Source organism: Nocardia sp. NPDC059691, assembly GCF_042733915.1.
GTDB classification, from domain to species: Bacteria; Actinomycetota; Actinomycetes; order Mycobacteriales; family Mycobacteriaceae; genus Nocardia; species Nocardia sichangensis.
Genome location: NZ_JBHWFB010000015.1, coordinates 111056 through 133582, shown reverse-complemented (window position 1 = coordinate 133582; position 22527 = coordinate 111056). Strand labels below are relative to the sequence as shown.

Here is a 22527-nt window from a genome sequence, read left to right as displayed (position 1 = left end):
ACTACCGAACCTCCTGCAGGGTCTTGACCATCGCGTTGGCCACCGCCGTGTGACCGTCCCAGCCCCAGTGGATGCCGTCCGGATTCGCCTCGCCGGAGAAGATGTTGTCGCGCACCGCTTCCCCCAGGTCGACCAGCGGCACCGAAGTCCGGTTCGACCAAGAGCGCAGCGCCTCCACCGCCCGTGGCCGCCCGGAGTGCACGCGGCCGTAGGCCTCGCAGTCGTGCACCGAGGGCAGCACCGCGACGACCGGCAGGTCAGGGCGCAACTGCGCCAGCGCCGTGCGGCACTGTTCCAGATAGTCGACACTCACCTTCGGCGGAAGCGCCACGGGCCTGCCGAGTTTCGACAGCTTGGGCTGCAGCCAGTTGTAAGTGGCGCGGACGACGCGGCGCAGCGCGGGCGGGCGCACGTAGCGGATCAGTTCGCGCAGCGCGGTGGGCAATGGCGAGGGCAGCGTGTCCATGCCGCCGACGGCGAAGACCACCGCACCGGCGCGCGGCACCGCCGCCCACACCCGAGGATCGCCGATCAGGGCCCAATAGGCGTCGCGGCAGGTCCAGCCGATCCGGGCGACCAATTCGACGTCCCAATCCAGTTCGGCCGCAACGAGGTTCGGCCAGATACGCGGATGGTCGGCAGGCAGTCCGCCCTTGGGCCCGAAGTAGGACAGGGAGTCGGCGATCACCAGCAGCACCGGGCGCCCGGCTTCGCGCGTTTCGGCGGGTTCGTCGGCGCCCGCGGATTCCGGAGCGACAGCGGCGAACTCGGGCGCAGCGAGTTCAGGTTCTCCTGGCACAGCGGATCCGGGCGTCGCGGACTCGATCACGGCGTCTGTCGGCGCGGGCGATGCGGAAATCGCGTCGGCCGCGGACCCCTCTCTTGCCGGAGCAACAGGTTCGCCGAGCGCCGCAGCGGACCCATTACCCGCCGAGACAACCGGTTCGTCGAGCACCGCTGCGAACCCAGCCGCCACCGTGGCATCCGATTCGGCGATTGTGTCGGCCGCGGCCCCTTCCGTCACCGCGACCGATTTGCCGAGTCCTCCGGCGAATCCATCCGCCCGTGTGCCAACCGGTTCCGCGATCGCAGAGGCCGCGGAACCGTCCGCCGCCGGGCCAACCGGTTCGCCGAACGTTGCAGTGGACCCGTCCCCCATCGAGGAGACCGATTCGCCGAGCGTTTCCGCCGACTCGGCAATCAGTTCCGGAGCGTCGTCCGCGGCACCGACGGGCGAGGCATCGCCGCCGCCGACGTGCACCCGCGGCTCGGCGCTGGTGACGATGTCACCGGATCCGTCGTCCTCCGAGTCGGATTCCTCTCCGGACTCGGACCCGCCGCCGGAATCGCCTGCCGCGCCGGAAGCTTCGTCGGATGTAGCCCCGGATTCGCGGTAAGCCGGTGGCGGACCGCCGAACAAAGCGTCGGGCAACTGTCGTTCGGCCTTCGCCGAGACCTTACGGAACAGTTCGTCCGGGACTGATCTGATCGGCTCTTCAGAGGACATCCGGTGCTACCTTCGCCGCTGCGTTCCACACATCCAGACGCCAACCGGGCTGTTCGATGCTCGGGCCGTGACTGCTGAGCTGCACCCAGCTGGTATTGGCCAGTCCTCCCAGGATCGGCCAGTTCTGCGGCGGCAGGTCGAGCAGCGCAGCCGTGAGGGCGGCGATCAGCCCGCCGTGCGCCACCAGGATGATAGTCCGGCCCGGCCAGTCCTGCCGCTCGACCAGCAACTCCTGCACCACCGGCAGCGACCGCGCCCCGACCTCGAGTTTGCTCTCGCCGTTGGGCGGGGTGTAGCGCGCGTCCAGCCGCCACGCCATGCGCGCGCCCGGATAGTCGGCGTCGACCTCCAGGTGGGTCAATCCCTCCCAGTCGCCGAGATTGGTCTCCCGCAACCTGACGTCGGGCACGACGGTGAGCCCGGTGTGTTCGGCCAGAGCCGTCGCGGTGTCGAAGGCACGGCGCAGATCCGAAGCGTGGATAGCGATGGCGTTGCGCGAAACCAGTTCGCGTGCCGCCTCTTTGGCCTGTCTGCGACCGAGTTCGGTGAGATCGGTGTCGATCTGGCCTTGCATGCGGTCGGTGGCGTTCCATTCGGTCTGCCCGTGGCGCAACAGGATGAGGGTGCGCACGCCGGCATGTCTGCTCACGATCGCGCCTCGTCCTCCGTCGCCGCGGCGCGCGAATCCGGCGCGGCCCCGGTGAGACCGGCGACCGGCACCACGGGGCAGTCCTTCCACAGGCGTTCCAGCGCATAGAAATTGCGCTCGTCGTTGTGCTGGATGTGCACGACGACGTCGACGTAGTCCAGCAGCGCCCAGCGGCCTTCGCGGGTGCCCTCGCGCCGGACCGGCTTGTGCCCGGCCGCGCGGAGCTTCTCCTCCACGTTGTCGACGATGGCGTTGACCTGACGCTCGTTGGGCGCGGACGCGATCACGAAGCAGTCGGTGATCACCAGCTGCTCCGACACATCGAGCACCACCACGTCGGACGCCAGCTTCTCGTCGGCGGCCAGTGCGGCGACCTGCGCGATCTCCACCGACTCGGTCGACGCGGTCATGCCTGCACCCCCCAGGCGCTCGGCGGGACGGCACTCGCGGCCGTGGGGATCGTTCGCTCGCTCATGCCCGCACCTTCGCTGCGCTCGCTCACGCTCAGCTACCTTCCGCTGCTCCGGGCACATACAGGTGCCGCTTCGATATGTACTGCACCACGCCGTCGGGGACGAGGTACCACACCGGCCGATTCTCGGCGGCGCGGCGACGGCATTCGCTCGACGAGATCGCCAGCGCGGGGACCTCGACCATGGTCACCGCATCCGGCGGGAGATCCCGCAGATGCTCCTCGAGATGATCGATGTTCAGCTCGTACCCCGGACGGCTCACCCCGACGAACTTCGCCAGTTCGAACAGTTCTGCCCAATCCTGCCATGTGAGGATGCTGGCCAGCGCGTCCGCACCGGTGATGAAGTACAGCTCGGCGCCGGGATGGGCCGATCGCATCTCCCGCAGGGTGTCGACGGTATAGGTGACCTTGCCGCGCTCGATGTCCGCACGGCTCACCGAGAACCGTGGGTTGGACGCGGTCGCGATGACGGTCATCAGGTACCGATCCTCGGCCGGGCTGACCTGCTTGTGCGATTTCTGCCAGGGCTGCCCGGTCGGGACGAAGATCACTTCGTCCAGGTCGAACCGGTGCGCGACCTCGCTGGCGGCGACCAGATGCCCGTGGTGGATGGGGTCGAACGTGCCGCCCATCACCCCGAGCTTGCGGCCGCGCCGACCTGTCTCGTGCATGACTGCCGAGCTTAACGGGTCGCTCGCGGCCCGCACGGGGCCGGTAAGCGGGCGGGCAGCGAACTGGGGACACCCGCCCGCACTATGCCCCGCCACACGGCCCGGCGGCGCTTCAGGCGGTGGCGTCGCCGATCTCGCGCATCCGGGCCAGCTGCTCGCGGGTGCGCGCGAGTTCATCCGCCGCCTCGGCCGACCGGCCCGCCAGCGGTGCCAGCTCGGCGATCAGCGTCCGCATCGAGGTGAGCCCGGATTCGGGATCGGCTTCGCCGCACACGCGCAGCCAGGCCGCCGCCCGCAGGCAACGCGCCCGCTCCGCCACCGCGCCCAGCCCGGCCCACAGCCGCGCGGCGCGCTGGTAGGCGGCCACCGCCTCGTCGTCCTGCCCGCAGTACTCGAGCGCGGTGGCGGCCGACCACGCCAGCTCGGCGTGCAGCTTGGTCCGCTCCGGGTCGCGTTCGACGAGTCGTGCCGCCTCCAGGAACTGCCGCGCGGCCTCGCGGTGGCGGTTCAGTGCGTTCAGCGATCGGCCGAACTGCGCGCGCACCACCGCCAGTTCGCCGGACGGATACGGAATCGCGCCGCTGAGCAGCGCGTGTTCGAACAGGGCGACGGCCTCGCCGTGGCGCTCCGCGCGATGGAACGCGCGTGCGGCGACCACGGTGTGATGCAGTACATCCGGTTCGGACAGCCCTTCCCAGCGTGCCGCGGCGCGCACCGCGGCATCGGCCAGATCGAGTTCGCGGTCCGGCTGGCTCGCGATGGCGATGACCAGCTGCGCGCCCAGCCGGGCGGCCTCCTCCCCGGCCAGCACCTGCGTACCGAGCGCCAGCGCTTCCCGCAGGTGCGCTTCCGCCTCCTCGGGCGTATCGGCGAGCCGGGCGGCACCGAGTTCGGCCAGCCTGCGGACCTCCGTCGCTCGGTCGCCGCAGAAGTCGTCGGCCGCCCGGACGCTGTCCGGCGCGCTCGCGGCGCGCGGCAGTGTGCTGCGCAAACCGAGCGGCAACCGGTCCAGTAGCGGTTCGGCCGCGAGCCGGGCGGCGGTGCGCAGGCTGACCGAGCTGTTGCCGTTACGGGCGTCGTAGCGGGCACACAACGCGCCGATCTCGACCTCCGACCGGGCGCGCACCGATTCCACCGTCCCCTCCGCCAGCGGAAGATCACCCAGCCGCAGCGCCACCAGCCTGCGCAGCAGCACACACACGCCGGTGGCGAAGGCCAGGCGCGCGCCCGCGTCGGCTCCGGAATCGGCCAGCCAGTTCGCGTGCTCGGTGAGAATTTCCAGCCCGCGTGCCTCGTTGCCGGTCAGCGCGCAGAATTCTATATGCGAGGCCACCGACGGACGCAGGTCCTCGGTGTGCCGGACCAGCGGATACCCGGTCAGGTGCGCGCCGCGTGCCGCCGCGACGCGGCCGGTGCGCACCAGCGGGAGCAGTGCCTGCGCCAGAACGCGGTGCGGCTCCTCGGCGCAGGTCAGTTCGCCGTCCAGCACGGGCTTCCAGTGCGCGAGTCCGCCCTCGTCGTCACCGAGAGACACGCTCGTCACGCCCCATTCGCCGCGCTCGCAGGCATCGCAGTCGGACATGCTGTCGCGCGGGGCGGCCATCGCCTGTTCCAGCCACGCGGCGGCGGCCGCGGTGTCACCGATCTCGCGGGCGAGTTCGGAGCGCAGGGCCAGCACCGGGCGCGGACTGTAGCCGCGCTGCCGGTAGCGGCGGTCCAGTTCGTCGAACCAGCGATCGATCGTGGACAGCGGCAGCGCGGGGTTGCCGACCATGCCCCAGGTCACCCATTTCAGATACCAGTGCACCGAGTGCGTCATCGAGCCCAGCTCGGCGGGGTGGTCGTCGTAGATCCGCAGCAACCTGCCGTAGGCGACGGGCACCAGATCGCGTTCGCCCGCGTAGGTGTACGACTGCGCGAGCTCCAGCAGCACCCTGCCTTCCAGCGCGCGATCCGATCCGGTTCGCGCGGCCGCGGCCAGGGTCTCCAGTCGCTCGGTGCGCGTCCGGCCGTGCGGTAGCGCGTAGACCTGCGCCAGCGCCGCGCCGATCTCGGCGGCGTCCATGCTCACTCCGTCTCTTCACCGCGGTCGGCGGCACGTTGGGTGGCCCAGCCGAGGAATTCGCCGAAGGCGCGATTGAGCAGCGCCGTGTCGGCCGCGCTCAGCGGACGATGGGTCATCAACAGGGCCTGCCCGTAGAGCGATTCCACCGCCGTCTTCCGGAAGCCGGGATCGTCGATGCGCGACAGCCTGCGCACGATCGGGCTGTGGTGGTTGAGCACGAGCCGAGCGCGCGGTGTCGCGACCGCCAGGGCGCCGAGGATCTCGGTCCACAGGTCGTCGGCGTCCCCGGCCGTCTGCGCTCTGGCGCGTTCGTTGCGTGCGGCGCGGCCGTCGAGATAGAGCGCGGGCACCGTGACCGGATGGAAGGCGCGCACGATGACGTCGCACGACAGCGGGTCGAGCACGGATCGCGCCAGTTCGAGCACCGGGGCCAGCGCCAGTTCGTCGCCGGGGTCGACCGGGTCGAGCGCCGCGGCGATCGCGTCTACGTCCAGGTCGACCACTTCGACGCCGGGCAGCAGCCGCGGCAACCGCGCGATCAACTCCCGGTCGTAGGCGTAGCCGCCGTTGACGACGCCGATGCCCTGCGCGGCGGCGGTGGCCGCCACCTGACGGAACTCCTCGACCGTCGCCGTCACCCGGACGGTGCGGTGGTCGCGGGCGAACTCGGTGAGCGGCACGCGCCCGTCGGTGGTCTCGAAGTGCAGATGGGGCAGCATGATGCGCAGCAGTTCGACGGAATGGCTCGCCATCGCCTTCACGCCGAGTGCGTGCACGGACAGGAACGCGGCCAGCCGCTGCGGCTGTTCGGCGGCGATCTCGGTGAGCCAGTCCCGGATCCGGTCTCCGAGCACCTCGCGCACGACGGCGAGCCGCTCGTCCTCGTAGAGGCCCTCCCGCGACGCGGTGGGGCGCAGCGTGTCGGTGTCGAGCACGCAGCGCACGAAGAACGCCCAATCCGGCAGCACGCCGCGCACCGCGTCGCCCAGGAGCATGCCCTTCAGGTACACCCGATGCGCACTGCTGTCGGACGGGTTGCCCGGCTGGGACAGGACATAGGCCACACCGCTGACGCCTGCCGCACCGGCATCGAGCTCGATGGCGTCGAGCGGGGCGAAGCCCAGCGTCCGGTGACCGTAGTCGAGCAGGGCGGCCCTGCGCCGCTGCGCCGACGGATACGCGCGGCGCCAGACCGGAACGCCTTCGGTGACCGTCGTCACAGCACCGTCCGACTCCACCGTCACCTCGTAGGGCAGCAGCGACCCGAATTCGCGTGCCAGGTCGGTCACCCGCTGCGGGCGGAACCACCCCCCGGCTCCGCCGCGCGGGGTGAGCCACACCGTCGTGCCCGGTTCCGCGTACTCGCCTCGATCGAGTGAGCGCACCGAGTAGGTGCCGTCGGCGCGGGCCAGCCACTCGACCGGCGAGGCGGTCGGGTCGGCGGCCGATCGGGTGACGACCCGGATGGTCTCGGCGACCGTGAAACAGGCCAGCAGCCCGATCCCGAACTGTCCGAGGAACTCCCGTCGTGCGCCTTCGATGTCGTCGCGCTTGGACGAGCGGCCGATGGTGGCGAGGAACCGGTGCACCTCGGCCTCGGTCAGGCCGACACCGGGATCGCTGATCCGCAGCCCGGACTCGTCCACGGAGAGCCGAATTCCGGTGGGAGCCAGCGGATCGAGCCGAACACGTGCGGTGACCGCGTCGACGGCGTTCTGCAACAGCTCGCGCAGATAGACCCGCGGACTCGAATAGAGGTGATGAGAGAGCAGATCGACTATCCCGCGCAAATCGACCTGAAACGAATAGTTGTTGTGCACCGCCGCCGGATCGTCCGGCGTTCTGTTCCCCATGGCCGCCGATCTTGTCGGCGCAAGCCAAAGATCCCCTTAACGAACCCTTTCAGGCGGTCGGGCGCTTACTCTTCGGCAGCTTGCGCACGACGGCCTCGTAGGAGAGATCGACCAGCTCGTAGAGTTCGTTATCCGAGACCGCGCCGCCGAACTGGATGACGTTCCAGCCGTACCGCCCGATGTAGGCCGACGCCGCCACGTCCCCCGGGTACACCCGGACCAGTTCGTCGGCCTCCTCGCGGGTCCGCCCGCATTTGAGGCCGACCGATGTCGCGCCGAGGAAGGCGAAGATCTTGTCGCCGACCTTGGCGACGACGTCGCCCTCCCACGGTTCGTCCTGCCAGGCGCCCGGCTTGGCCAGGCAATAGCTCAGCAGCGCGGCGTCGTCCATGCCGTCTCCTACACCGGTAGCAGCCGCGAAACCACCGCGGTGAGCTGTTTGGCCGAACGACATTCGTGCATCTCGATCACGTCGCGGTACTTGTCCGCCGCGGAATCGCCGGAACCCCATTGGTTGCGCGGTTCGGGATTGAGCCAGTGCGCGTGCTTGGCCACCTCGACCAGCGACCGCAGGGTGCTCAGCTCCGGGTCACGGTAGTTCGTGCGGGCATCGCCGAGGATCAGCAGCGAGCTGCGGCTGGTGACGGCGTCCGGGAAGTCCCTGGCGAACCCGGCCAGCGCGTTGCCGTAGTCGGAGTGCCCGTCCAGGCCGACGACGTTCGCCTCACCGAAGATCCGGGTCATCGACCGGTCCAGCTGGGTGTGCGGATCGAAGAACCGGGTCACCTCGTCGATCTGGTCGACGAACGCGAAGATGCGCACCCGGGAGAACTGTTCGCGCAGCGCGCTCACCAGCAGCAGCGTGAAGTTGCTGAAGCCGGCCACCGAGCCCGAGACATCGCACAGCAGAACCAGTTCGGGGCGGCCCGGTCGCGGCTTGCGGTTCACCAGGTCGATGGGCACGCCGCCCGTGGACATGGACGCGCGCAGAGTGCGGCGAAGGTCGATGGCTCCGCGGTGGGCGTGCCTGCGACGCGCGGCCAGACGCGAAGCCAGGATGCGGGCCAACCGCTGGGTACTGCGCTTGAGTTCGGAGAGTTCGGCCTCGGAGGCGCGCAGGAAGTCGACCTCCTCGGCTTGCCGGGCGACGCCGTAGCTCGCCACGCGTTCGCGTCCGATCCGTTCGGCGACCCGCCGCCTGGTCTCGGCCTCGACCGTCGCGCGGAAGCCCGCGATGCGCTGCCGGGCGGCGCGACGGGCGATCTCGGAGTCGAACTCGCTCGTGTCCGGCCCGAGGGCCATGCCCGCGAGGATCTTCGCCAGCAACGTCTGCGGCTGCACCTCTTTCAGCGCCTGGTACGACGAGAAAGACGGACCGCGGGCAGACTGGTACTGGCCGAGTTGCTCGACCAACTGCGCGGCCAGCGCCTCCAGTTGCGGGGTCGCCGACTCCTGCGCCAGCAACTCCGCGAGCAGTTCGCGCAGCGCCGGGATGTCCACGTCTCCCGAGGGCGTGTGCGGAATCTCCAGCTCGTCCTGGCTCGCGGCGCGCTGCCCGACGGCGACAGGGAACCACAGGTCGAACAGCCCGTCGAAGGTCGCGCGGTGGGTGGTGCGCCGCAACAACGCGCACGCCAGCCCCTCCCGCAGGACCTCACGGTCCATCAGGTCGAGCACGGTCACCACGCGGCCCGCGTCCACCGTCTCCGACGGTCCGACCGGTATCCCGCGCGCCCGTAGCGCCTCCACGAAGCCGACCAGATGTCCCGGGATACCGTGTGGCGCGCTCAGTGCCGCGACATCGGCGGGGACCGGACCGGTCGCCATGGCTCAGGCCAGCTTCAGTTCGGCCAGCGCGCGCTGGTGGTCGCTCTGGTGTTTGAGGACCACACCGAGCGTCGCTCGGACGGTGGTGTCGTCCAGATCCCGCAGGCCGAGCGCCAGCAGCGTGCGACCCCAGTCGATCGATTCCGCGACCGAGGGCAGCTTCTTCAACTGCATGCCGCGCAGCACGTGCACGATCCGCACCAGCTGCGCGGCGACGGCCGCCGACAGTTCGGGCACCCGGCTGGCCAGGATGCGCCGCTCCAGCTCCTCGTCCGGGAAATCCAGATGCAGGTACAGGCAGCGACGCTTGAGCGCCTCGGACAGCTCGCGGGTGGCGTTCGAGGTGAGCACCACGAACGGTTTGCGGCTGGCGGTGATCGTGCCCAGTTCCGGTACCGTCACCGCGAAGTCGCTGAGCACCTCGAGCAGCAGGCCCTCGATCTCGACGTCGGCCTTGTCGGTCTCGTCGATCAGCAGCACCGTGGGATCGGTGCGCCGGATCGCGGTCAGCAGCGGGCGCGAGAGCAGGAACTCCTCGGTGAAGACGTCGGCCTTCGTCTCTTCCCAGTCGTTCTCGCTGGAGGCCTGGATGCGCAGGATCTGCTTGGCGTGGTTCCACTCGTACAGCGCGCGGGCCTCGTCGACGCCCTCGTAGCACTGCAATCGCACCAGCTCGGCGCCCGAGGTCTGCGCGACCGCGCGCGCCAGCTCGGTCTTGCCGACACCCGCCGGTCCTTCGATCAGCAACGGCTTGCCCAACCGATCGGCGAGAAACACCGAGGTGGCGGTGGCCTTGTCCGCCAGGTAGCCCGTGCTGGCCAACCGTTCGATCACGTCGTCCACCGACGTGAAGATCGGCTCCTGTACTGCGCTCTGCGACACCACCCGGCACCTTCCTTCCGAACCGTCCCCCACGCTACGGCAGCGCGTCGCCGATGCCGACTCGGCATCGGCCGTGGCCGCCGCGCACGCGGGTCAGACGGGCCGGATCTGTCCTTCGCCCCAGACGATCCACTTCGTGGAGGTCAGCTCCGGCAGCGCCATCGGGCCGCGAGCGTGCAACTTCTGGGTGGAGATGCCGATCTCGGCGCCGAAGCCGAACTGCTCGCCGTCGGTGAACGCGGTGGAGGCGTTCACCATCACGGCGGCGGCGTCGACCCGGCTGGTGAACTCGCGGGCCGCGGCGAGGTCGCCGGTGACGATGGCCTCGGTGTGGCCGGTGCCCCAGGTGTTGATGTGCTCCACCGCCGCGTCCAGGCCGTCGACCACTTTGAGCGCGATGTCCAGGGTGAGGTATTCCTCGCCCCAGTCGGCCTCGGTGGCCGGAACCTGGCCGGGCAGGTCGCCGTGGATGGTGACGCCGGAACGCTCCAGCGCTTCGGTGAGCCGGGGCAGCGCCGTGTCCGCGATCCCGGCGTCGATCAGCACGGTCTCGGCGGCGTTGCACACGCTGGGACGGCGGGTCTTGGCGTTGATCAGGATCCGCTCGGCCATGTCCAGGTCGGCGGCGGCGTGCACGTAGACGTGGCAGTTGCCGGTACCGGTCTCGATGGTCGGCACCTGCGCGTCACGCACGACGGCGTTGATCAACCCGGCGCCGCCGCGCGGAATGACCACGTCGACCAGGCCGCGGGCCTGGATCAGATGCGTGACGCTGGAACGGTCCTCGCTCGGCAGCAACTGCACGGCGTCGGCCGGGATATCTTGCGCGGCAAGCGATTCGCGCAGCACCGCGACGAGCGCGGCATTGGAGCGGGCCGCCGAGGACGAGCCGCGCAGCAGGGCGGCGTTACCGGACTTGAGCGCGAGCCCGAACGCGTCGACGGTGACGTTCGGCCTGGCCTCGTACACCATGCCGACCACGCCGAGCGGCACTCGCACCTGCCGGATCTCCAAGCCGTTCGGCAGCGTCGAGCCGCGCACCACCACACCCACCGGATCGGGCAGTCCCGCCACCTGACGCAACCCGGAGGCGATGCCGTCGATGCGGGGCTTGGTCAGCCGCAGCCGGTCCAGCAGTGACTCCTCGGTGCCCGCGGCCCGCGCCGCGGCGATGTCCTCGGCATTGGCGGCCAGCACCCGATCGGCGGCGGCCAGCAGCGCGTCGGCGGCGGCGTGCAGGGCGTCGTTCTTCCGCGCCGTCGTCAGCTGGGCGAGGGCTCGCGACGCGACCCTGGCCTTGCGCGCGGCCTCGTGCACCACCTCGCGAACATCAGGCTGGGTGGTCGTTCCTACCGTCATGGGTACAGCCTACGCACCGGTTACACCGCCGATCCCACCCGCTGCGACGCGGGCGCGGTCACGTGCGCGACCCGGGCCGGGCGACTACCGTCCGGCGATATGACGGTCGAATCGGACGCTCCCGCGATCGTGGTGCTCGGCAGCGTCAACATGGACCTGATCACTACGACCGCACGCAGGCCGGTCCCCGGTGAGACGGTCCTCGGCAACGGCTTCGCCATGGTGCCCGGCGGGAAAGGCGCGAATCAGGCGATCGCTGCGCGGCGGGCGGGCGGCGAGGTCCGCTTCCTCGGGGCGGTCGGCGACGACGTCTTCGCCGGTGAACTGCGCGCGGCGCTCACGAACGCCGCGGTGTTCACCGACCGGCTGCGCACGGTCGCCGGGCCGAGCGGCATCGCCACGATCGTGGTGGACGACGACGGCGAGAACAGCATCATCGTCGTCGGAGGCGCCAACACGCGGATGACCGAGCTGACCGAGGACGACCTGGCGGCGATCGCGGCCGCCGATATCTTGTTGTGCCAGCTGGAGATTCCGGTCGAAACGATCGCCGCCGCGGCCCGCCACGCCCGCGCGCACGACACCACCGTGCTGGTGAACCCCTCGCCCGCCCGTCCGCTGCCGACCGATCTCTGGACGAATATCGATGTCGCCGTGGTGAATTCCGGCGAGGCCGAGCAACTGGGCGCGGACCTGGACACCGTCGCGCACGTGGTCGTCACCCGCGGGGCGGCGGGCGCGGACTATCGCGGACCGGACGGCGCCCGCCTGTCCCGGCCCAGCCCGCGGGTCGAAGTCGTCGACACCACCGGCGCGGGCGACGCCTTCACCGGTGCGCTGGCCGCAGCCTGGCATCGGGGGCCGGAATGGGCGCTGACCTGGGCTTGCGCGGCCGGGGCGCTGGCGACGACCCGGTTGGGCGCGAGCAGTTCGATCCCGGCCCGCGAGGAGATCACCGCAGCCCTCGCCGCGGAGTGACGACTCGCGCCGCGGCGGCTCCCGCTGCGCCCGAGCCGATATCGTGATGGGCATGGCCACCACGCCGGATCGCATCCCCGCCGAGGGCGACACCGCGCCGATCGAGCGGCTGGACGCGGCCATGGTCGCGCTGAGCTTCGTGGACAACGCGGGCATCGCGCGCGTGAAAACCGTCCCCAGCCAGCGGCTGGACCGAGCGTCCCGGTACGGCGTCGGAGTGTCGCCGTGCTTCGAGACCTTCGCCTTCGACGACCTGATGGCGATCGGGCGCTATCTCGGCGGGCCCGACGGCGATCTGCGACTCGTCCCCGATCTGAGCATGCTCACCGAACTGGCCTGCCAGCCCGGCTGGGCGTGGGCGCCCACGGACAAATACACCCAGGACGGCACCCGCTTCGCCGCTTGCCAGCGCCACTTCGCGGCACGCCAGACGGCTGCGGCGCAGGCCGCCGGACTGCGGTTGTCCATGGCGTTCGAGACCGAATGGGCGGTGGGCCGCGCCGACGACACCGACGACTTCACACCCGCGATCCACGGCCCCGCCTACGGACTGGTGCGGCTCGGGCAGGTGGCCGACTACGCCGCCGACCTGGTCGCCGCGCTCGAGCGCCAAGGCGTCACCGTCGCCCAGTTCCATCCCGAATACGCGCTCGCGCAACTGGAGTTGTCGGTCGAACCGTCCGAGCCGGTCACCGCCGCCGACGAGGCCGTGCTGGTCCGGCACACGATCCGGCAGGTGAGCGCGCGGCACGGCCGTCGCGCGCTGCTCGCCCCGTGCATCGAACCGGGCGGCGCCGGTTCCGGAGCGCACCTGCACCTGTCGGTGACCGACGAGGACGGACCGCTGTTCGCGGGCGGCGACGGCCCGCACGGCATGCGGCGGACCGGCGAGGCGTTCCTGGCGGGAGTGCTGCGCGAACTGCCCGCGCTGGTCGCGGTCGGCGCGGGCAATCCGGCGAGCTTCCTGCGGTCGGAGCCGTCGCGCTGGGCGGGAGTCTGGCAGTGCTGGGGCCACGAGACGAGAGAGGCCGCGCTGCGGTTCGTCACCGGGGTGCGCGGCACCGAGGCGTGGGCGGCCAACGCCGAGATCAAATGTTTCGACGCGACCGGCAATCCGTACCTGATCGTCGGGTCGGTGATCGCCGCCGGGCTCGCCGGTGTCGCCGAACAGTTGCGCCTTCCGGTCGAAATCACCGGTGATCCAGCGACTTTCGACGCCGAGGCACGCATGGTATCGAATGTGCGCCGCCTGCCGACCACCCCGTCCGAAGCCGCCGATCACCTCGCCGCGTCCACGGTGCTCGCCGACGCCATGGGCGTCGAATTACACGACGCGCTGCTCACCGTGCGCCGCGCGGAGGCCGAGCGGTACGCCGCCGCGAGCGCCGAAGAGCTGGTCGCCCTGACCCGCTGGCGGTTCTGACATGCTCACCGACGGTGTCCGGCTCACCGACCACCACTGCCACGGGGTGTACACCGAGAACCTGGATCGGCCCGGTTTCGAGCGCTTGCTCGGGGAAGGCGCGCACGGCAGTTTCGATTCCGCGATCGGGCTCGCCGTGCGCCGCTGGTGTGCCCCCGCGCTCGATCTGCCCGCCCACGTCGGCCCGGACGTCTACCTGCGTCATCGCGCCCGGCTCGGCGCGCGCGAGGTGTCCGCCCGGCTGCTGCGCGCCACCGGGGTGACCCGATGGTTTCTGGACACCGGAATCGGTGGTGGAACAGCGGATTTCATCGAGCTGGCCGGCGGGGAGGTGCGTGAGGTGGTGCGGCTGGAGCAAGTGGCCGAGCAAGTCGTCGCGCAGGTCGGCGCGGTGTCCGGGGTGTACGAGCGGATCGAGGAGGAGCTGCGCGCTCGGGCGGTCGGCGCCGTCGGGTTGAAGACGATCGTGGCGTACCGGTGCGGTCTGGACTTCCCGCCGCGGGATCACCCGCCGACCAGTTTCGCGCCCGAGCACCGGCTCACCGATCCGGACGTCCTCGGCTGGCTGGTCGGCCTCGGCGCGCGCATCGGCGCCGAACTCGGTCTTCCGCTGCAATTCCACACCGGATTCGGTGACCCGGACCTGCGCCTGCGGCACGGCGACCCGCTGCTGCTCACCGACTTCCTGCGCCGGACCGCGGGCACCGGGCTGTCGGTGATGCTGCTGCACTGCTGGCCCTTCCACCGCCATGCCGCCTACCTCGCGCACGTCTTCGAGCACGTCCATCTGGATCTGGGCCTGACCATCCCTTATGTGGGACAGCGGGCCGGGGCCGTGCTGGCCGAGACGCTGGAGCTGGCTCCGTTCCGGGCGCTGTGTTACTCCTCCGACGGCTACGGGCTCCCAGAGCTGCACTACCTGGGCGCCCTGCTCTGGCGGCGCGGTCTCGGCAAGCTCGTCGACGAGTGGCTCGCCGACGACGCGATCACCACCGCCGACGCCGAAGCCCTGGTCAGCGCCATCGCCCACGGGAACGCCGAGCGCGTCTATCGCGCACGGTTCGAGCAAGCGGCCGGCTGACCGCCACCATTCCGGGCGGTCGAATATTCGAGTGCGCCGGGTGTCCTCGGTACCTACCGTTGATGGCATAACCAACGGAAGGATCGACACCATGTTTCCCGTCGAGCTGCGCGGCACCAAGGCGCAGACGCTGATGTGGGCCGACGAGCACGAGGTCGAGCAGGCCGCGCTCCAGCAGCTGCGCAACATCGCCGCGCTGAAATGGGTCCACGGCGTCCGCGTGATGCCGGACGTGCACCTCGGCAAGGGGGCCACGGTCGGCTCCGTGATCGCGATGAAGGACGCGGTGGCCCCCGCCGCGGTCGGCGTGGACATCGGGTGCGGCATGGAGAGCGTGCGCACCGACCTCACCGCGGCGGATCTGCCCGACAACCTGCGTTCGCTGCGGTCGCGCATCGAGGCGGCGGTGCCGGTCGGCTTCCAGGCGCATCACGACGCCGTCGACGTCACCCGGCTCGGCGGCCAGGTCGCGGGCCTCGGCGCGAGCACGGCGACGCTGCGCGCGGGCTGGGACCGGTTCTGGGGTTCGTTCGGCGCGCTGGACAGCCGGGTTCAGGCACGAGAGTCCAAGGCGCACAAGCAGATGGGCACGCTCGGCGGTGGCAACCACTTCATCGAGGTCTGCCTGGACCAGGACGACCGGGTGTGGATCCTGTTGCACTCCGGCAGCCGCAACATCGGCAAGGAACTCGCCGAGCGGCACATCTCGATCGCGCGCACGCTGCCGCACAACGTCGATCTGCCCGACCGCGACCTGGCGGTCTTCGTCTCCGGCACGCCGGAGATGCGGGCGTACCGGCGCGACCTCACCTGGGCGCAGGAGTACGCGGCGCGCAACCGCGCGGTGATGCTCGCCCTGGTCTGCCGTGCGGTCGCCGCCGAATTCGCCGATCGCGGAGTGCGTTTCGAGCAGCCGATAAGCTGCTTCGCCGGGGAGACCTCGGTGATGACGGAACAAGGTTGCCGCCCTATCTCGGAGCTCGCGGGTGGCATGCATACCTTGCTCACGGAGGGCGGCGAGTGGGTGAAGGCGCCCATCATGTCCTTCGGTCATCAACCACTCTGGGAGCTGGTCGTTGGGCGCTACGGACAAGAGCGCACCATTCGCGCGACAGCTGAGCATCGCTGGCTTCTTCGACCGAAGGTCGCACATAACCGCACCGAGGCAATCACTTCGGGACTCCGCGTCGGAGATCGCCTGGCCTACGTCTTCCCGAAGCGCCCGGATGACCTCCAACCGTCTCGGGAAGGCATCGCCCGCGGCTTCGTGTTCGGCGATGGCAGCATCGCTGGTGACGCGCTGGCTAATGCCATCTTCTATGGGTCGAAAGACATGGCACTACTGCCCTACTACGACAACCTCGAGCGCGTACGAACCTACTATTACCTGTACTCGGACGACCCATCGCGGAAGACCTACGTGAAGTTGAACGAGGTCGCGCAACTTCGAAAGCAGGGCTACAACGTAAAAGCGTACAAGCGGTTAGGCGGACTTCCGCGCGAGTGGAAGCGCGAGTATCCGCCACTCGACGGATCACGTTCCGATCTGTACGGCTGGCTCGCGGGCTACTTCGCGGCAGACGGAGAGGTCGGTAAGACCGGCCGCCCGGCCATCTGGTCCGCGAATCGCGAGCATCTCGAATTCTTCAAGACTGCCTGCGATGTACTCGGCATCTGGACCCTCCCGATACGGAGGAAGACTCGCGAAGGGTTCGGCCGGTGCGAGTCCGACGTGTTCGTAATGGGCATCTCGCGCAGTGACGTCACGCCTGAGTTCTTTATCCATGCGAAGCACCGCTCGCGGTGGGCTGCTAATAGGAGCGCTGTCGAGCGACGCGGATGGACAGTTCGCTCGGTGAGGCCCACTACGGAGGTAGCAGAGGTCTTCTGCGCTGTTGTGGAAGAGACACACTCCTTCGCTCTCGAGGGAAACATCCTTACCGGAAACTGTCACCACAATTATGTGGCGGAGGAGATCATCGACGGCGTGCCCATGCTGGTCACCCGCAAGGGGGCCGTGCGCGCGGGGGAAGGCGATCTCGCGCTGATCCCCGGCTCGATGGGTACCCGCTCGTATGTCGTACGCGGCAAGGGGAATCCGGCTTCTTTCCAGTCCGCCTCGCACGGCGCGGGACGGCGGATGAGCCGCAACGCGGCCAAGAGGCAGTTCACCGTGGCCGACCTCATCGCCCAGACCGAGGGCGTCGAGTCGCGCAAGGACGCGGGCGTGGTGGACGAGATCCCGGCCGCGTACAAGGACATCGACGAGGTCATCGAGGCACAACGGGACCTGGTCGACGTGGTCGCGACGCTGCACCAGGTGCTCTGCGTCAAGGGCTGAACGTCGGCTGCGCGCGGGGCGGACCGACTCGCCCGGCGTGCGGCCGCGGTCAGCGCCGCCGCAAGGTGGCGGCGAGCCCGGCTCCGATGAGCAACAGGCCGAGCACCAGCCCCCATCCGTTCAGCACCCAGTTGTAGAGGGCCAGGCGCCATTCCTCCGACAGCCCCGGGGTCTGCTCGATCAGACGCCAGAGGTCGTGAGGGAAGAACAACTGCACCGCGCCCGGCAGCAGACCCCACACCAGGCCCGCTGTCACAGTGCCGACGGGTGAGTACGCGGCCAGCAGCGCCACCAGGAACAAACAGCAACGCACCACCGATCATCTGGGCGTTCGAGCTCCAGCGGTCGCCCTCGTCCCCGAGGATCACCCACTGCCGGGTGCCGAGCCCGCCATGAGCGGCCAGGCCGATCCCGATCGGCGTCACCGACAAGCCGACGAGCGTGCCCGTCACAGTGCGCGAGAAGTTGTTGCTGGTCCGGAACTCGGCGCCCGGCGGAGCCCACCCCGCGGGCGGCTGAATGTGGCTCGACACCGCTGCCTCCTCCCCGGTCCCCGCACCGGGGATTCAGGGCTTCATTGTCCATCGCCGGGAGCTGTTTCGCTCTGGATGTCTCGGCGGCGTACTGGATACCATCGGATATGCCCTGGCGGCCCTCGTTCTTCTCACCCGCTCCTGCGGACGCGGCGGCCGGCCCGCCGGAGATCCCCGGCGTGCGGCGTTCCTATGTCACCGCTCGCGGGGTGCGTTTCCACGTCACCGAGGCGGGGCCGGCGGATGGCCGCCCCGTGTTGGCCTTGCACGGCTGGCCCGAACATCATTACGCCTATCGTCACCTGCTCGCCGACCCGCCGGACGGACTGCGGATCATCGCGCCCGACCTGCCCGGCTACGGCTGGTCCGGTCCCGCGCCGCACCGGTGGGCCAAGGACGACGTCGCCTCCGACCTGCTCGCATTGCTGGACGCGCTCGGCCTGAAGCGCGTGCTGCTGGTCGGCCACGACTGGGGCGGTTACATCGCCCACCTGCTCGTGCTGCGCGAGCCGGAGCGATTCGACGCGCTGCTGGCGCTCAACATCGCCCACCCGTGGCAGACACCGCGCACTTTCCTCCCGCACGCGTGGCGGTTCCTGCTCTATCAACCCGCCGTCGCGGCGTTCGGCACCTACCTGCACCAGCGCACCCGCTTCCTGGACCTCGTCTTCGCCGGCGCCGTACGCGATCGCGAGAAGTTCGGACCCGAGGCGATTCGCGTCTACGCGGACCGTTTCCGCGACCCCGTCTGTGCCCGCACGGCGACCGACACCTACCGCACTTTCCTGCTGCGCGAGGTTCCGCGCTCGGCCGGACACGGTGAACGACGTCGAGCGAAGATTCCGATCCGCACCCTGTTCGGAGTCGAGGACGCGGCGGTCCATCCTTCGCTCGCCGCCGAGGAGACCGCGCGCGCCGACGACTACCGCCTGGAACCGGTGCGGGGCTGCGGCCACTTCATTCTCGAGGAACGTCCGGATCTGGTCCGTGCCCGGCTGGCCGAGTTGGCGGCCGCTACCGCGCGATCCGCCTGATCACGGCCGTCGTCGCGGCCTCACGCCGAGGATGCGCACCCGCCACGGCGAGATCGTGTGGCCGGAAGGCGCCGCGCGCGACTGACCGATCGCCACACCAGCGCCCCGACGCCGCCTGTCGGTGGCGTCGGGCACGATGGACCGCATGACCACGGCCACCGACGCGTCTCCGATCGACCTCACGGCCCGCGACCTGCGCGAGCACGCCGAACAGCTGCTGCGCGAGCTGGCCGGGGCGGACGCCGCGCTGCGGGAGGATCAGTGGACCGCGATCGAAGCGCTCGTCGTACGGCGGCGCAGGGCGCTGGTCGTGCAGCGCACCGGCTGGGGCAAGTCGGCGGTGTACTTCATCGCCGCCAAGCTGCTGCGCAGGGCTGGGCGCGGGCCCACGGTGATCGTGTCGCCGCTGCTCGCCCTGATGCGCAACCAGGTCGCGGCGGCGCAGCGCGCGGGAGTGGTCGCCGCGACCATCAACTCGGGCAATGTCACCGAGTGGGACGAGATCCACGCACAGGTCGCCGCCGGTGCGGTCGACGTGCTGCTGGTCAGCCCGGAGCGATTGAACAACCCGGATTTCCGGGATCAGGTGTTGCCCCGGCTCGCGGCCGACGCCGGGCTGGTGGTGATCGATGAAGCGCACTGCGTGTCGGACTGGGGCCACGACTTCCGGCCGGACTACCGGCGCATCCGGACGCTGATCGCCGACCTGGGCTCGGACGTCCCGGTGCTCGCCACCACCGCGACGGCCAACGACCGGGTGGTCACCGATGTCGCCACCCAGATCGGCACCGACACCCTGGTGCTGCGCGGCACGCTGGATCGCGAGTCGCTGCACCTGTCGGTGGTTCGCTTCGACGATGCCGTGGAGCGCACCGCCTGGCTCGGCGGGCACCTCGACCGGCTGCCCGGCTCCGGCATCGTCTACACGCTCACCGTCGCCGCCGCGCACGATCTGGCCGACGTGCTGAACTCACACGGCCACACCGTCGCCGCCTATACGGGCCAGACCGACCCGGCCGAACGCGAGGCGCTCGAAGCGGCGCTGCTGAACAACGAGGTGAAGGCGCTCATAGCCACCTCCGCGCTCGGCATGGGCTTCGACAAGCCCGATCTGGGATTCGTGGTGCACATCGGTGCGCCGTCCTCGCCCATCGCCTACTACCAGCAAGTGGGACGCGCGGGGCGCGGCACCGACCGGGCCGAGGTGATCCTGCTTCCCGGCCCCGAGGACGCGCGGATCTGGAGCTACTTCGCCTCCGTCGCCTTTCCCCGCGAGCACATCGTGCGTGCCGTTCTCGATGCGCTGGACTCCGACCGGGCGTTGTCCACCGCGGCGTTGGAACCGCTGGTGGAGTTGAACCGCTCCCGGCTGGAGATGGTGTTGAAGGTGCTCGACGTGGACGGCGCGGTGCGCCGCGTGCGCGGCGGCTGGATCGCCACGGGCCGGCCGTGGACCTATGACACCGAACGGTACGAGCGCCTGTCCATCGCCCGCGAGGCCGAGCAGCAGGCCATGATCGACTATCAATCGACCGCCGGTTGCCGCATGGAATTCCTGCGCCGCCAGCTCGACGACCCGGGTTTGTCCACGGATTCGCCCGGCTGCGGCCGCTGCGACAACTGCACCGGCCACCGCCCCGACCGCACTGTCGCCGCCGACGCGGTGGCCGCGACCAAGGCCCGGCTCGATCGTCCCGGCCTCGACCTCGCGCCGCGCAAGCAGTGGCCCACCGGTATGGCCAAGCTGGGAATCCCTTTGTCCGGCAAGATCTCCGGCGGAGCCGAGACCGGTCGCGTCCTCGGCAGGCTGACCGACCTCGGCTGGGGGCAGCGACTGCGCGCGCTGCTCGACGGCCCCGACGACCCGGTTCCCGACGCGGTCTTCGACGCCTGCGTCGCCGTTCTGCGCGAGTGGGATTGGGCCGCCCGCCCGACCTCGGTGCTCGCCCTGGAATCACCACGCCACCCCGTGCTCACCGCCACCCTCGCCGCCCGCCTCGCCGAAGTCGGCCGCCTGCACGACCTCGGCACGCTGCGCACCCGCCCGGACCGACCGCCCGTCTCGGCGGCGAACTCCGCGCATCGCGTCGCCGGACTCTTCGATTCCTGGGAGATCCCCGACCTGACCCGAGTACCGGGCCCGATCTTGCTGGTGGACGCCATCACCGACACCGGCTGGACCTTCACCGTCGCCGCCCACTCCCTCCGAGCAGCCGGCGCCGCCGCCATCCTCCCCTTCGCCTTGGCCACACCGACATAACGACGACACCCAGCGAACGCGTTCGGGTCTCCTGACCCACGAAGAAGCCGCACGCCGTCGAACACGCTCCACCGGCATCCATCGGGCACGCCCGCAACGCGGTTCGTAAGCGTCGCCTCGCTGAACGTCCAACGGGCCGTAGCGGCTAGTTGTTGCCGGGCAGATCGATCAGGAAATCTGTGATGCGGTTCCAGACCTCTTCGTGCGGTGCACCGTGTTCGGTCAAATCACCCAGGTCACGGACCTTGTCGATGACGATTCGTATGCGAGTGACCGCGACCGGGTCCCGCCGCCAATGTTCCTGGCCGACTCGCAGCGTCGCGACCAGCAGGTCACCAGGAAAAAGATCGCCTCCGGCCAGCGGATTCCATTGCAACTGGTGTAACACACGCGGCAGTAGGACATCGACGCCTTCGTTCTGCTGCAGAAGACAACGAACTTCCTCGGCGGTCAGACGCCCGATCGGCTTGCGCCGCAACTCATGCGCAGTACGCATCAGACCGCTCGCATCCGCAGGCAAGGTGGGCCACACGTCGTCCTCGAGCTGCTCCAACGACAGATCCTCATCAGCGTCCGCGCATACCGTCCATCTCCCGGTTTCGTACCGGAAAAAGAGAGTAGCGACGTTGTCCGGTGAATGAATGATTCGCGCGAAGGCGACATGTCCGAAGAGGCGGATGCCCGAAACCTCGAAAGTAAGCTCACCGATCGGCTCACCAGTAGGGTCGTCATAGTCGGGATCGGGCACATTGTCCAAGAACTGCTCGGCTTCCTCGGCGCACATCAAGGCGGCCATCTCACGAGGGCTCCCTCGCTCCACCGCCACCCAGAACTCGTTGATCAGCCTCAAGATCAGCGACTCGTCGTCACCCGAAGACCTCATCCCGGCATCCTGCCCGCACCGACGTCTCCGTGCCCACGAAAACGTCGCGACGAAGTCGCGGCCGAAGTCACAGACTCAACGTCGCCCGCAAGCGCGCGTCCAGGGATTCCGTTTCCTCCAAGGAGAGCACGCCGAGGTGTTCGGTGAGCCAGGGCCGGTAGGCGCGGTGCAGTTTCAGGGTGTCGGCCCAGCCGTGCTCGGTGTGGGTGGCCAGCACGTGGCCCGGGTCGGCGTCGCGCAGTGGAACGACTTGCAACCAGCGATAGCGCGAAGTGATCACCGCCGAATCGGACACCAGCACCACTGTCATGCGCCGCGGGAAGGGGGTGCCGTCGCTGAGGGTCGGGGCGTAGCGCCAGACCTCACCGCGTCTCATGCGGCGCCGTCGGCGTCGTCGTCGGCGGCGGCCTGGGTGATCGCCACGTCGTCGTAGGCGGCGGCCAGTTCGGCTTCCTCGTCGATGGTCAGCGCGGTCAGGCTGTCGTGCACGAGCGTGGTGCGCAGCGCGGCGTTGATCACCGCCGACAGGCTGCGGTTCTGGCGATCGGCGGCCGCTCTGGCCCACTCGGCCACCTGTGGATCCAGCGTGACGGTCACGCGCGTCGCCTTGCTCATACCCGTATGCATACCAGAGCGGTGCAGCGCCGCGGACCGGTACGGGACATCCGTCGCGGCGGCGCGCGATCGTGCGCGGATTTCCTTCGGC

The 22527-nt window shown here is 69.8% G+C and carries 19 protein-coding genes and 2 pseudogenes; 7 read left to right on the top strand and 14 right to left on the bottom strand.

Going from position 1 to position 22527, the window contains the following annotated elements:
• Nucleotide 1: 1 nt before the first annotated feature.
• From octT to ACFV2O_RS29435, 10 genes are all read right to left on the bottom strand, one after another.
• Nucleotides 2-697 (bottom strand): diglucosylglycerate octanoyltransferase, encoded by a 696-nt coding sequence (gene octT, locus ACFV2O_RS29480; protein ID WP_379254763.1) that lies wholly within the window; start codon nucleotides 695-697, stop codon nucleotides 2-4.
• Nucleotides 698-1496: 799 nt separating this feature from the next.
• Complete coding sequence (locus ACFV2O_RS29475) at nucleotides 1497-2081, bottom strand: histidine phosphatase family protein (protein WP_379254761.1); 585 nt, start codon at nucleotides 2079-2081, stop codon at nucleotides 1497-1499.
• 71 nt (nucleotides 2082-2152) lie between these two features.
• Nucleotides 2153-2566 (bottom strand): ribosome silencing factor, encoded by a 414-nt coding sequence (gene rsfS, locus ACFV2O_RS29470; RefSeq protein ID WP_355072349.1) that lies wholly within the window; start codon nucleotides 2564-2566, stop codon nucleotides 2153-2155.
• Between the two features lie 94 nt (nucleotides 2567-2660).
• Nucleotides 2661-3302: a nicotinate-nucleotide adenylyltransferase gene (gene nadD, locus ACFV2O_RS29465; protein WP_355072347.1), complete on the bottom strand. Its 642-nt coding sequence runs from the start codon at nucleotides 3300-3302 to the stop codon at nucleotides 2661-2663.
• A 112-nt stretch (nucleotides 3303-3414) separates the two neighbouring features.
• Complete coding sequence (locus ACFV2O_RS29460) at nucleotides 3415-5367, bottom strand: hypothetical protein (protein WP_379254669.1); 1953 nt, start codon at nucleotides 5365-5367, stop codon at nucleotides 3415-3417.
• A 2-nt stretch (nucleotides 5368-5369) separates the two neighbouring features.
• Entirely contained in the window at nucleotides 5370-7220 is a 1851-nt protein-coding gene (locus ACFV2O_RS29455) for an HSP90 family protein (protein ID WP_379254667.1), read from the bottom strand.
• 49 nt (nucleotides 7221-7269) lie between these two features.
• Nucleotides 7270-7611 (bottom strand): MmcQ/YjbR family DNA-binding protein, encoded by a 342-nt coding sequence (locus ACFV2O_RS29450; protein ID WP_355072343.1) that lies wholly within the window; start codon nucleotides 7609-7611, stop codon nucleotides 7270-7272.
• A gap of 8 nt (nucleotides 7612-7619) precedes the next feature.
• A complete protein-coding gene (locus ACFV2O_RS29445) occupies nucleotides 7620-9047 on the bottom strand; it encodes a VWA domain-containing protein (protein WP_379254665.1) in 1428 nt (475 codons plus the stop codon).
• 3 nt (nucleotides 9048-9050) lie between these two features.
• Nucleotides 9051-9932, bottom strand: coding sequence for an AAA family ATPase (locus ACFV2O_RS29440; protein WP_379254664.1), 882 nt, complete (start codon nucleotides 9930-9932; stop codon nucleotides 9051-9053).
• Between the two features lie 90 nt (nucleotides 9933-10022).
• A complete protein-coding gene (locus ACFV2O_RS29435) occupies nucleotides 10023-11288 on the bottom strand; it encodes a glutamate-5-semialdehyde dehydrogenase (RefSeq protein ID WP_379254662.1) in 1266 nt (421 codons plus the stop codon).
• A 99-nt stretch (nucleotides 11289-11387) separates the two neighbouring features.
• Here ACFV2O_RS29435 and ACFV2O_RS29430 point away from each other — a divergent pair, with 99 nt between their 5' ends.
• The 5 genes and pseudogenes from ACFV2O_RS29430 to ACFV2O_RS29410 form a co-directional block, all read left to right on the top strand.
• A complete protein-coding gene (locus ACFV2O_RS29430; RefSeq protein WP_379254660.1) occupies nucleotides 11388-12266 on the top strand; it encodes a ribokinase in 879 nt (292 codons plus the stop codon).
• Between the two features lie 52 nt (nucleotides 12267-12318).
• Nucleotides 12319-13689, top strand: a complete 1371-nt coding sequence (locus ACFV2O_RS29425) for a glutamine synthetase (RefSeq protein WP_379254658.1) — start codon at nucleotides 12319-12321, stop codon at nucleotides 13687-13689.
• Between the two features lies 1 nt (nucleotide 13690).
• Entirely contained in the window at nucleotides 13691-14770 is a 1080-nt protein-coding gene (locus ACFV2O_RS29420; protein ID WP_379254657.1) for an amidohydrolase family protein, read from the top strand.
• Nucleotides 14771-14861: 91 nt separating this feature from the next.
• Nucleotides 14862-15731: pseudogene (locus ACFV2O_RS29415) on the top strand (RtcB family protein); the annotation flags it as partial.
• Nucleotides 15732-16637: 906 nt separating this feature from the next.
• A pseudogene (locus ACFV2O_RS29410) lies at nucleotides 16638-17111 on the top strand (RtcB family protein); the annotation flags it as partial.
• A 49-nt stretch (nucleotides 17112-17160) separates the two neighbouring features.
• On the opposite strand, the gene ACFV2O_RS29405 reads toward ACFV2O_RS29410, so the two are convergent.
• Complete coding sequence (locus ACFV2O_RS29405) at nucleotides 17161-17424, bottom strand: hypothetical protein (RefSeq protein ID WP_379254655.1); 264 nt, start codon at nucleotides 17422-17424, stop codon at nucleotides 17161-17163.
• Between the two features lie 327 nt (nucleotides 17425-17751).
• Between ACFV2O_RS29405 and ACFV2O_RS29400 the strand changes: the two genes are divergently transcribed.
• Nucleotides 17752-18678, top strand: a complete 927-nt coding sequence (locus ACFV2O_RS29400) for an alpha/beta fold hydrolase (RefSeq protein WP_379254653.1) — start codon at nucleotides 17752-17754, stop codon at nucleotides 18676-18678.
• A 145-nt stretch (nucleotides 18679-18823) separates the two neighbouring features.
• Nucleotides 18824-20938, top strand: a complete 2115-nt coding sequence (locus ACFV2O_RS29395) for a RecQ family ATP-dependent DNA helicase (protein WP_379254651.1) — start codon at nucleotides 18824-18826, stop codon at nucleotides 20936-20938.
• A 145-nt stretch (nucleotides 20939-21083) separates the two neighbouring features.
• On the opposite strand, the gene ACFV2O_RS29390 is transcribed toward ACFV2O_RS29395, so the two are convergent.
• The 3 genes from ACFV2O_RS29390 to ACFV2O_RS29380 form a co-directional block, all read right to left on the bottom strand.
• Nucleotides 21084-21821, bottom strand: a complete 738-nt coding sequence (locus ACFV2O_RS29390) for a contact-dependent growth inhibition system immunity protein (RefSeq protein WP_379254649.1) — start codon at nucleotides 21819-21821, stop codon at nucleotides 21084-21086.
• A gap of 67 nt (nucleotides 21822-21888) precedes the next feature.
• Nucleotides 21889-22197 carry a hypothetical protein gene (locus tag ACFV2O_RS29385; protein ID WP_355072321.1) on the bottom strand — a complete coding sequence of 103 codons (309 nt, stop codon included), beginning with the start codon at nucleotides 22195-22197 and terminating at the stop codon, nucleotides 21889-21891.
• Nucleotides 22194-22436, bottom strand: a complete 243-nt coding sequence (locus tag ACFV2O_RS29380) for a hypothetical protein (protein WP_356966471.1) — start codon at nucleotides 22434-22436, stop codon at nucleotides 22194-22196. The genes ACFV2O_RS29385 and ACFV2O_RS29380 overlap by 4 nt, the downstream gene beginning before the upstream one ends.
• Nucleotides 22437-22527: the final 91 nt, after the last annotated feature.

What these genes read in the sequence shown, in the direction of transcription:
- ACFV2O_RS29475 (WP_379254761.1), bottom strand. Translation starts at nt 2,081, where the DNA reads ATGCAAGGCCAGATCGACACCGATCTCACCGAACTCGGTCGCAGACAG.
- rsfS (WP_355072349.1), bottom strand. Translation starts at nt 2,566, where the DNA reads ATGACCGCGTCGACCGAGTCGGTGGAGATCGCGCAGGTCGCCGCACTG.
- nadD (WP_355072347.1), bottom strand. Translation starts at nt 3,302, where the DNA reads ATGCACGAGACAGGTCGGCGCGGCCGCAAGCTCGGGGTGATGGGCGGC.
- ACFV2O_RS29460 (WP_379254669.1), bottom strand. Translation starts at nt 5,367, where the DNA reads ATGGACGCCGCCGAGATCGGCGCGGCGCTGGCGCAGGTCTACGCGCTA.
- ACFV2O_RS29455 (WP_379254667.1), bottom strand. Translation starts at nt 7,220, where the DNA reads ATGGGGAACAGAACGCCGGACGATCCGGCGGCGGTGCACAACAACTAT.
- ACFV2O_RS29450 (WP_355072343.1), bottom strand. Translation starts at nt 7,611, where the DNA reads ATGGACGACGCCGCGCTGCTGAGCTATTGCCTGGCCAAGCCGGGCGCC.
- ACFV2O_RS29445 (WP_379254665.1), bottom strand. Translation starts at nt 9,047, where the DNA reads ATGGCGACCGGTCCGGTCCCCGCCGATGTCGCGGCACTGAGCGCGCCA.
- ACFV2O_RS29435 (WP_379254662.1), bottom strand. Translation starts at nt 11,288, where the DNA reads ATGACGGTAGGAACGACCACCCAGCCTGATGTTCGCGAGGTGGTGCAC.
- ACFV2O_RS29430 (WP_379254660.1), top strand. Translation starts at nt 11,388, where the DNA reads ATGACGGTCGAATCGGACGCTCCCGCGATCGTGGTGCTCGGCAGCGTC.
- ACFV2O_RS29425 (WP_379254658.1), top strand. Translation starts at nt 12,319, where the DNA reads ATGGCCACCACGCCGGATCGCATCCCCGCCGAGGGCGACACCGCGCCG.
- ACFV2O_RS29420 (WP_379254657.1), top strand. Translation starts at nt 13,691, where the DNA reads ATGCTCACCGACGGTGTCCGGCTCACCGACCACCACTGCCACGGGGTG.
- ACFV2O_RS29400 (WP_379254653.1), top strand. Translation starts at nt 17,752, where the DNA reads ATGCCCTGGCGGCCCTCGTTCTTCTCACCCGCTCCTGCGGACGCGGCG.
- ACFV2O_RS29395 (WP_379254651.1), top strand. Translation starts at nt 18,824, where the DNA reads ATGACCACGGCCACCGACGCGTCTCCGATCGACCTCACGGCCCGCGAC.
- ACFV2O_RS29390 (WP_379254649.1), bottom strand. Translation starts at nt 21,821, where the DNA reads ATGAGGTCTTCGGGTGACGACGAGTCGCTGATCTTGAGGCTGATCAAC.
- ACFV2O_RS29385 (WP_355072321.1), bottom strand. Translation starts at nt 22,197, where the DNA reads ATGAGACGCGGTGAGGTCTGGCGCTACGCCCCGACCCTCAGCGACGGC.
- ACFV2O_RS29380 (WP_356966471.1), bottom strand. Translation starts at nt 22,436, where the DNA reads ATGAGCAAGGCGACGCGCGTGACCGTCACGCTGGATCCACAGGTGGCC.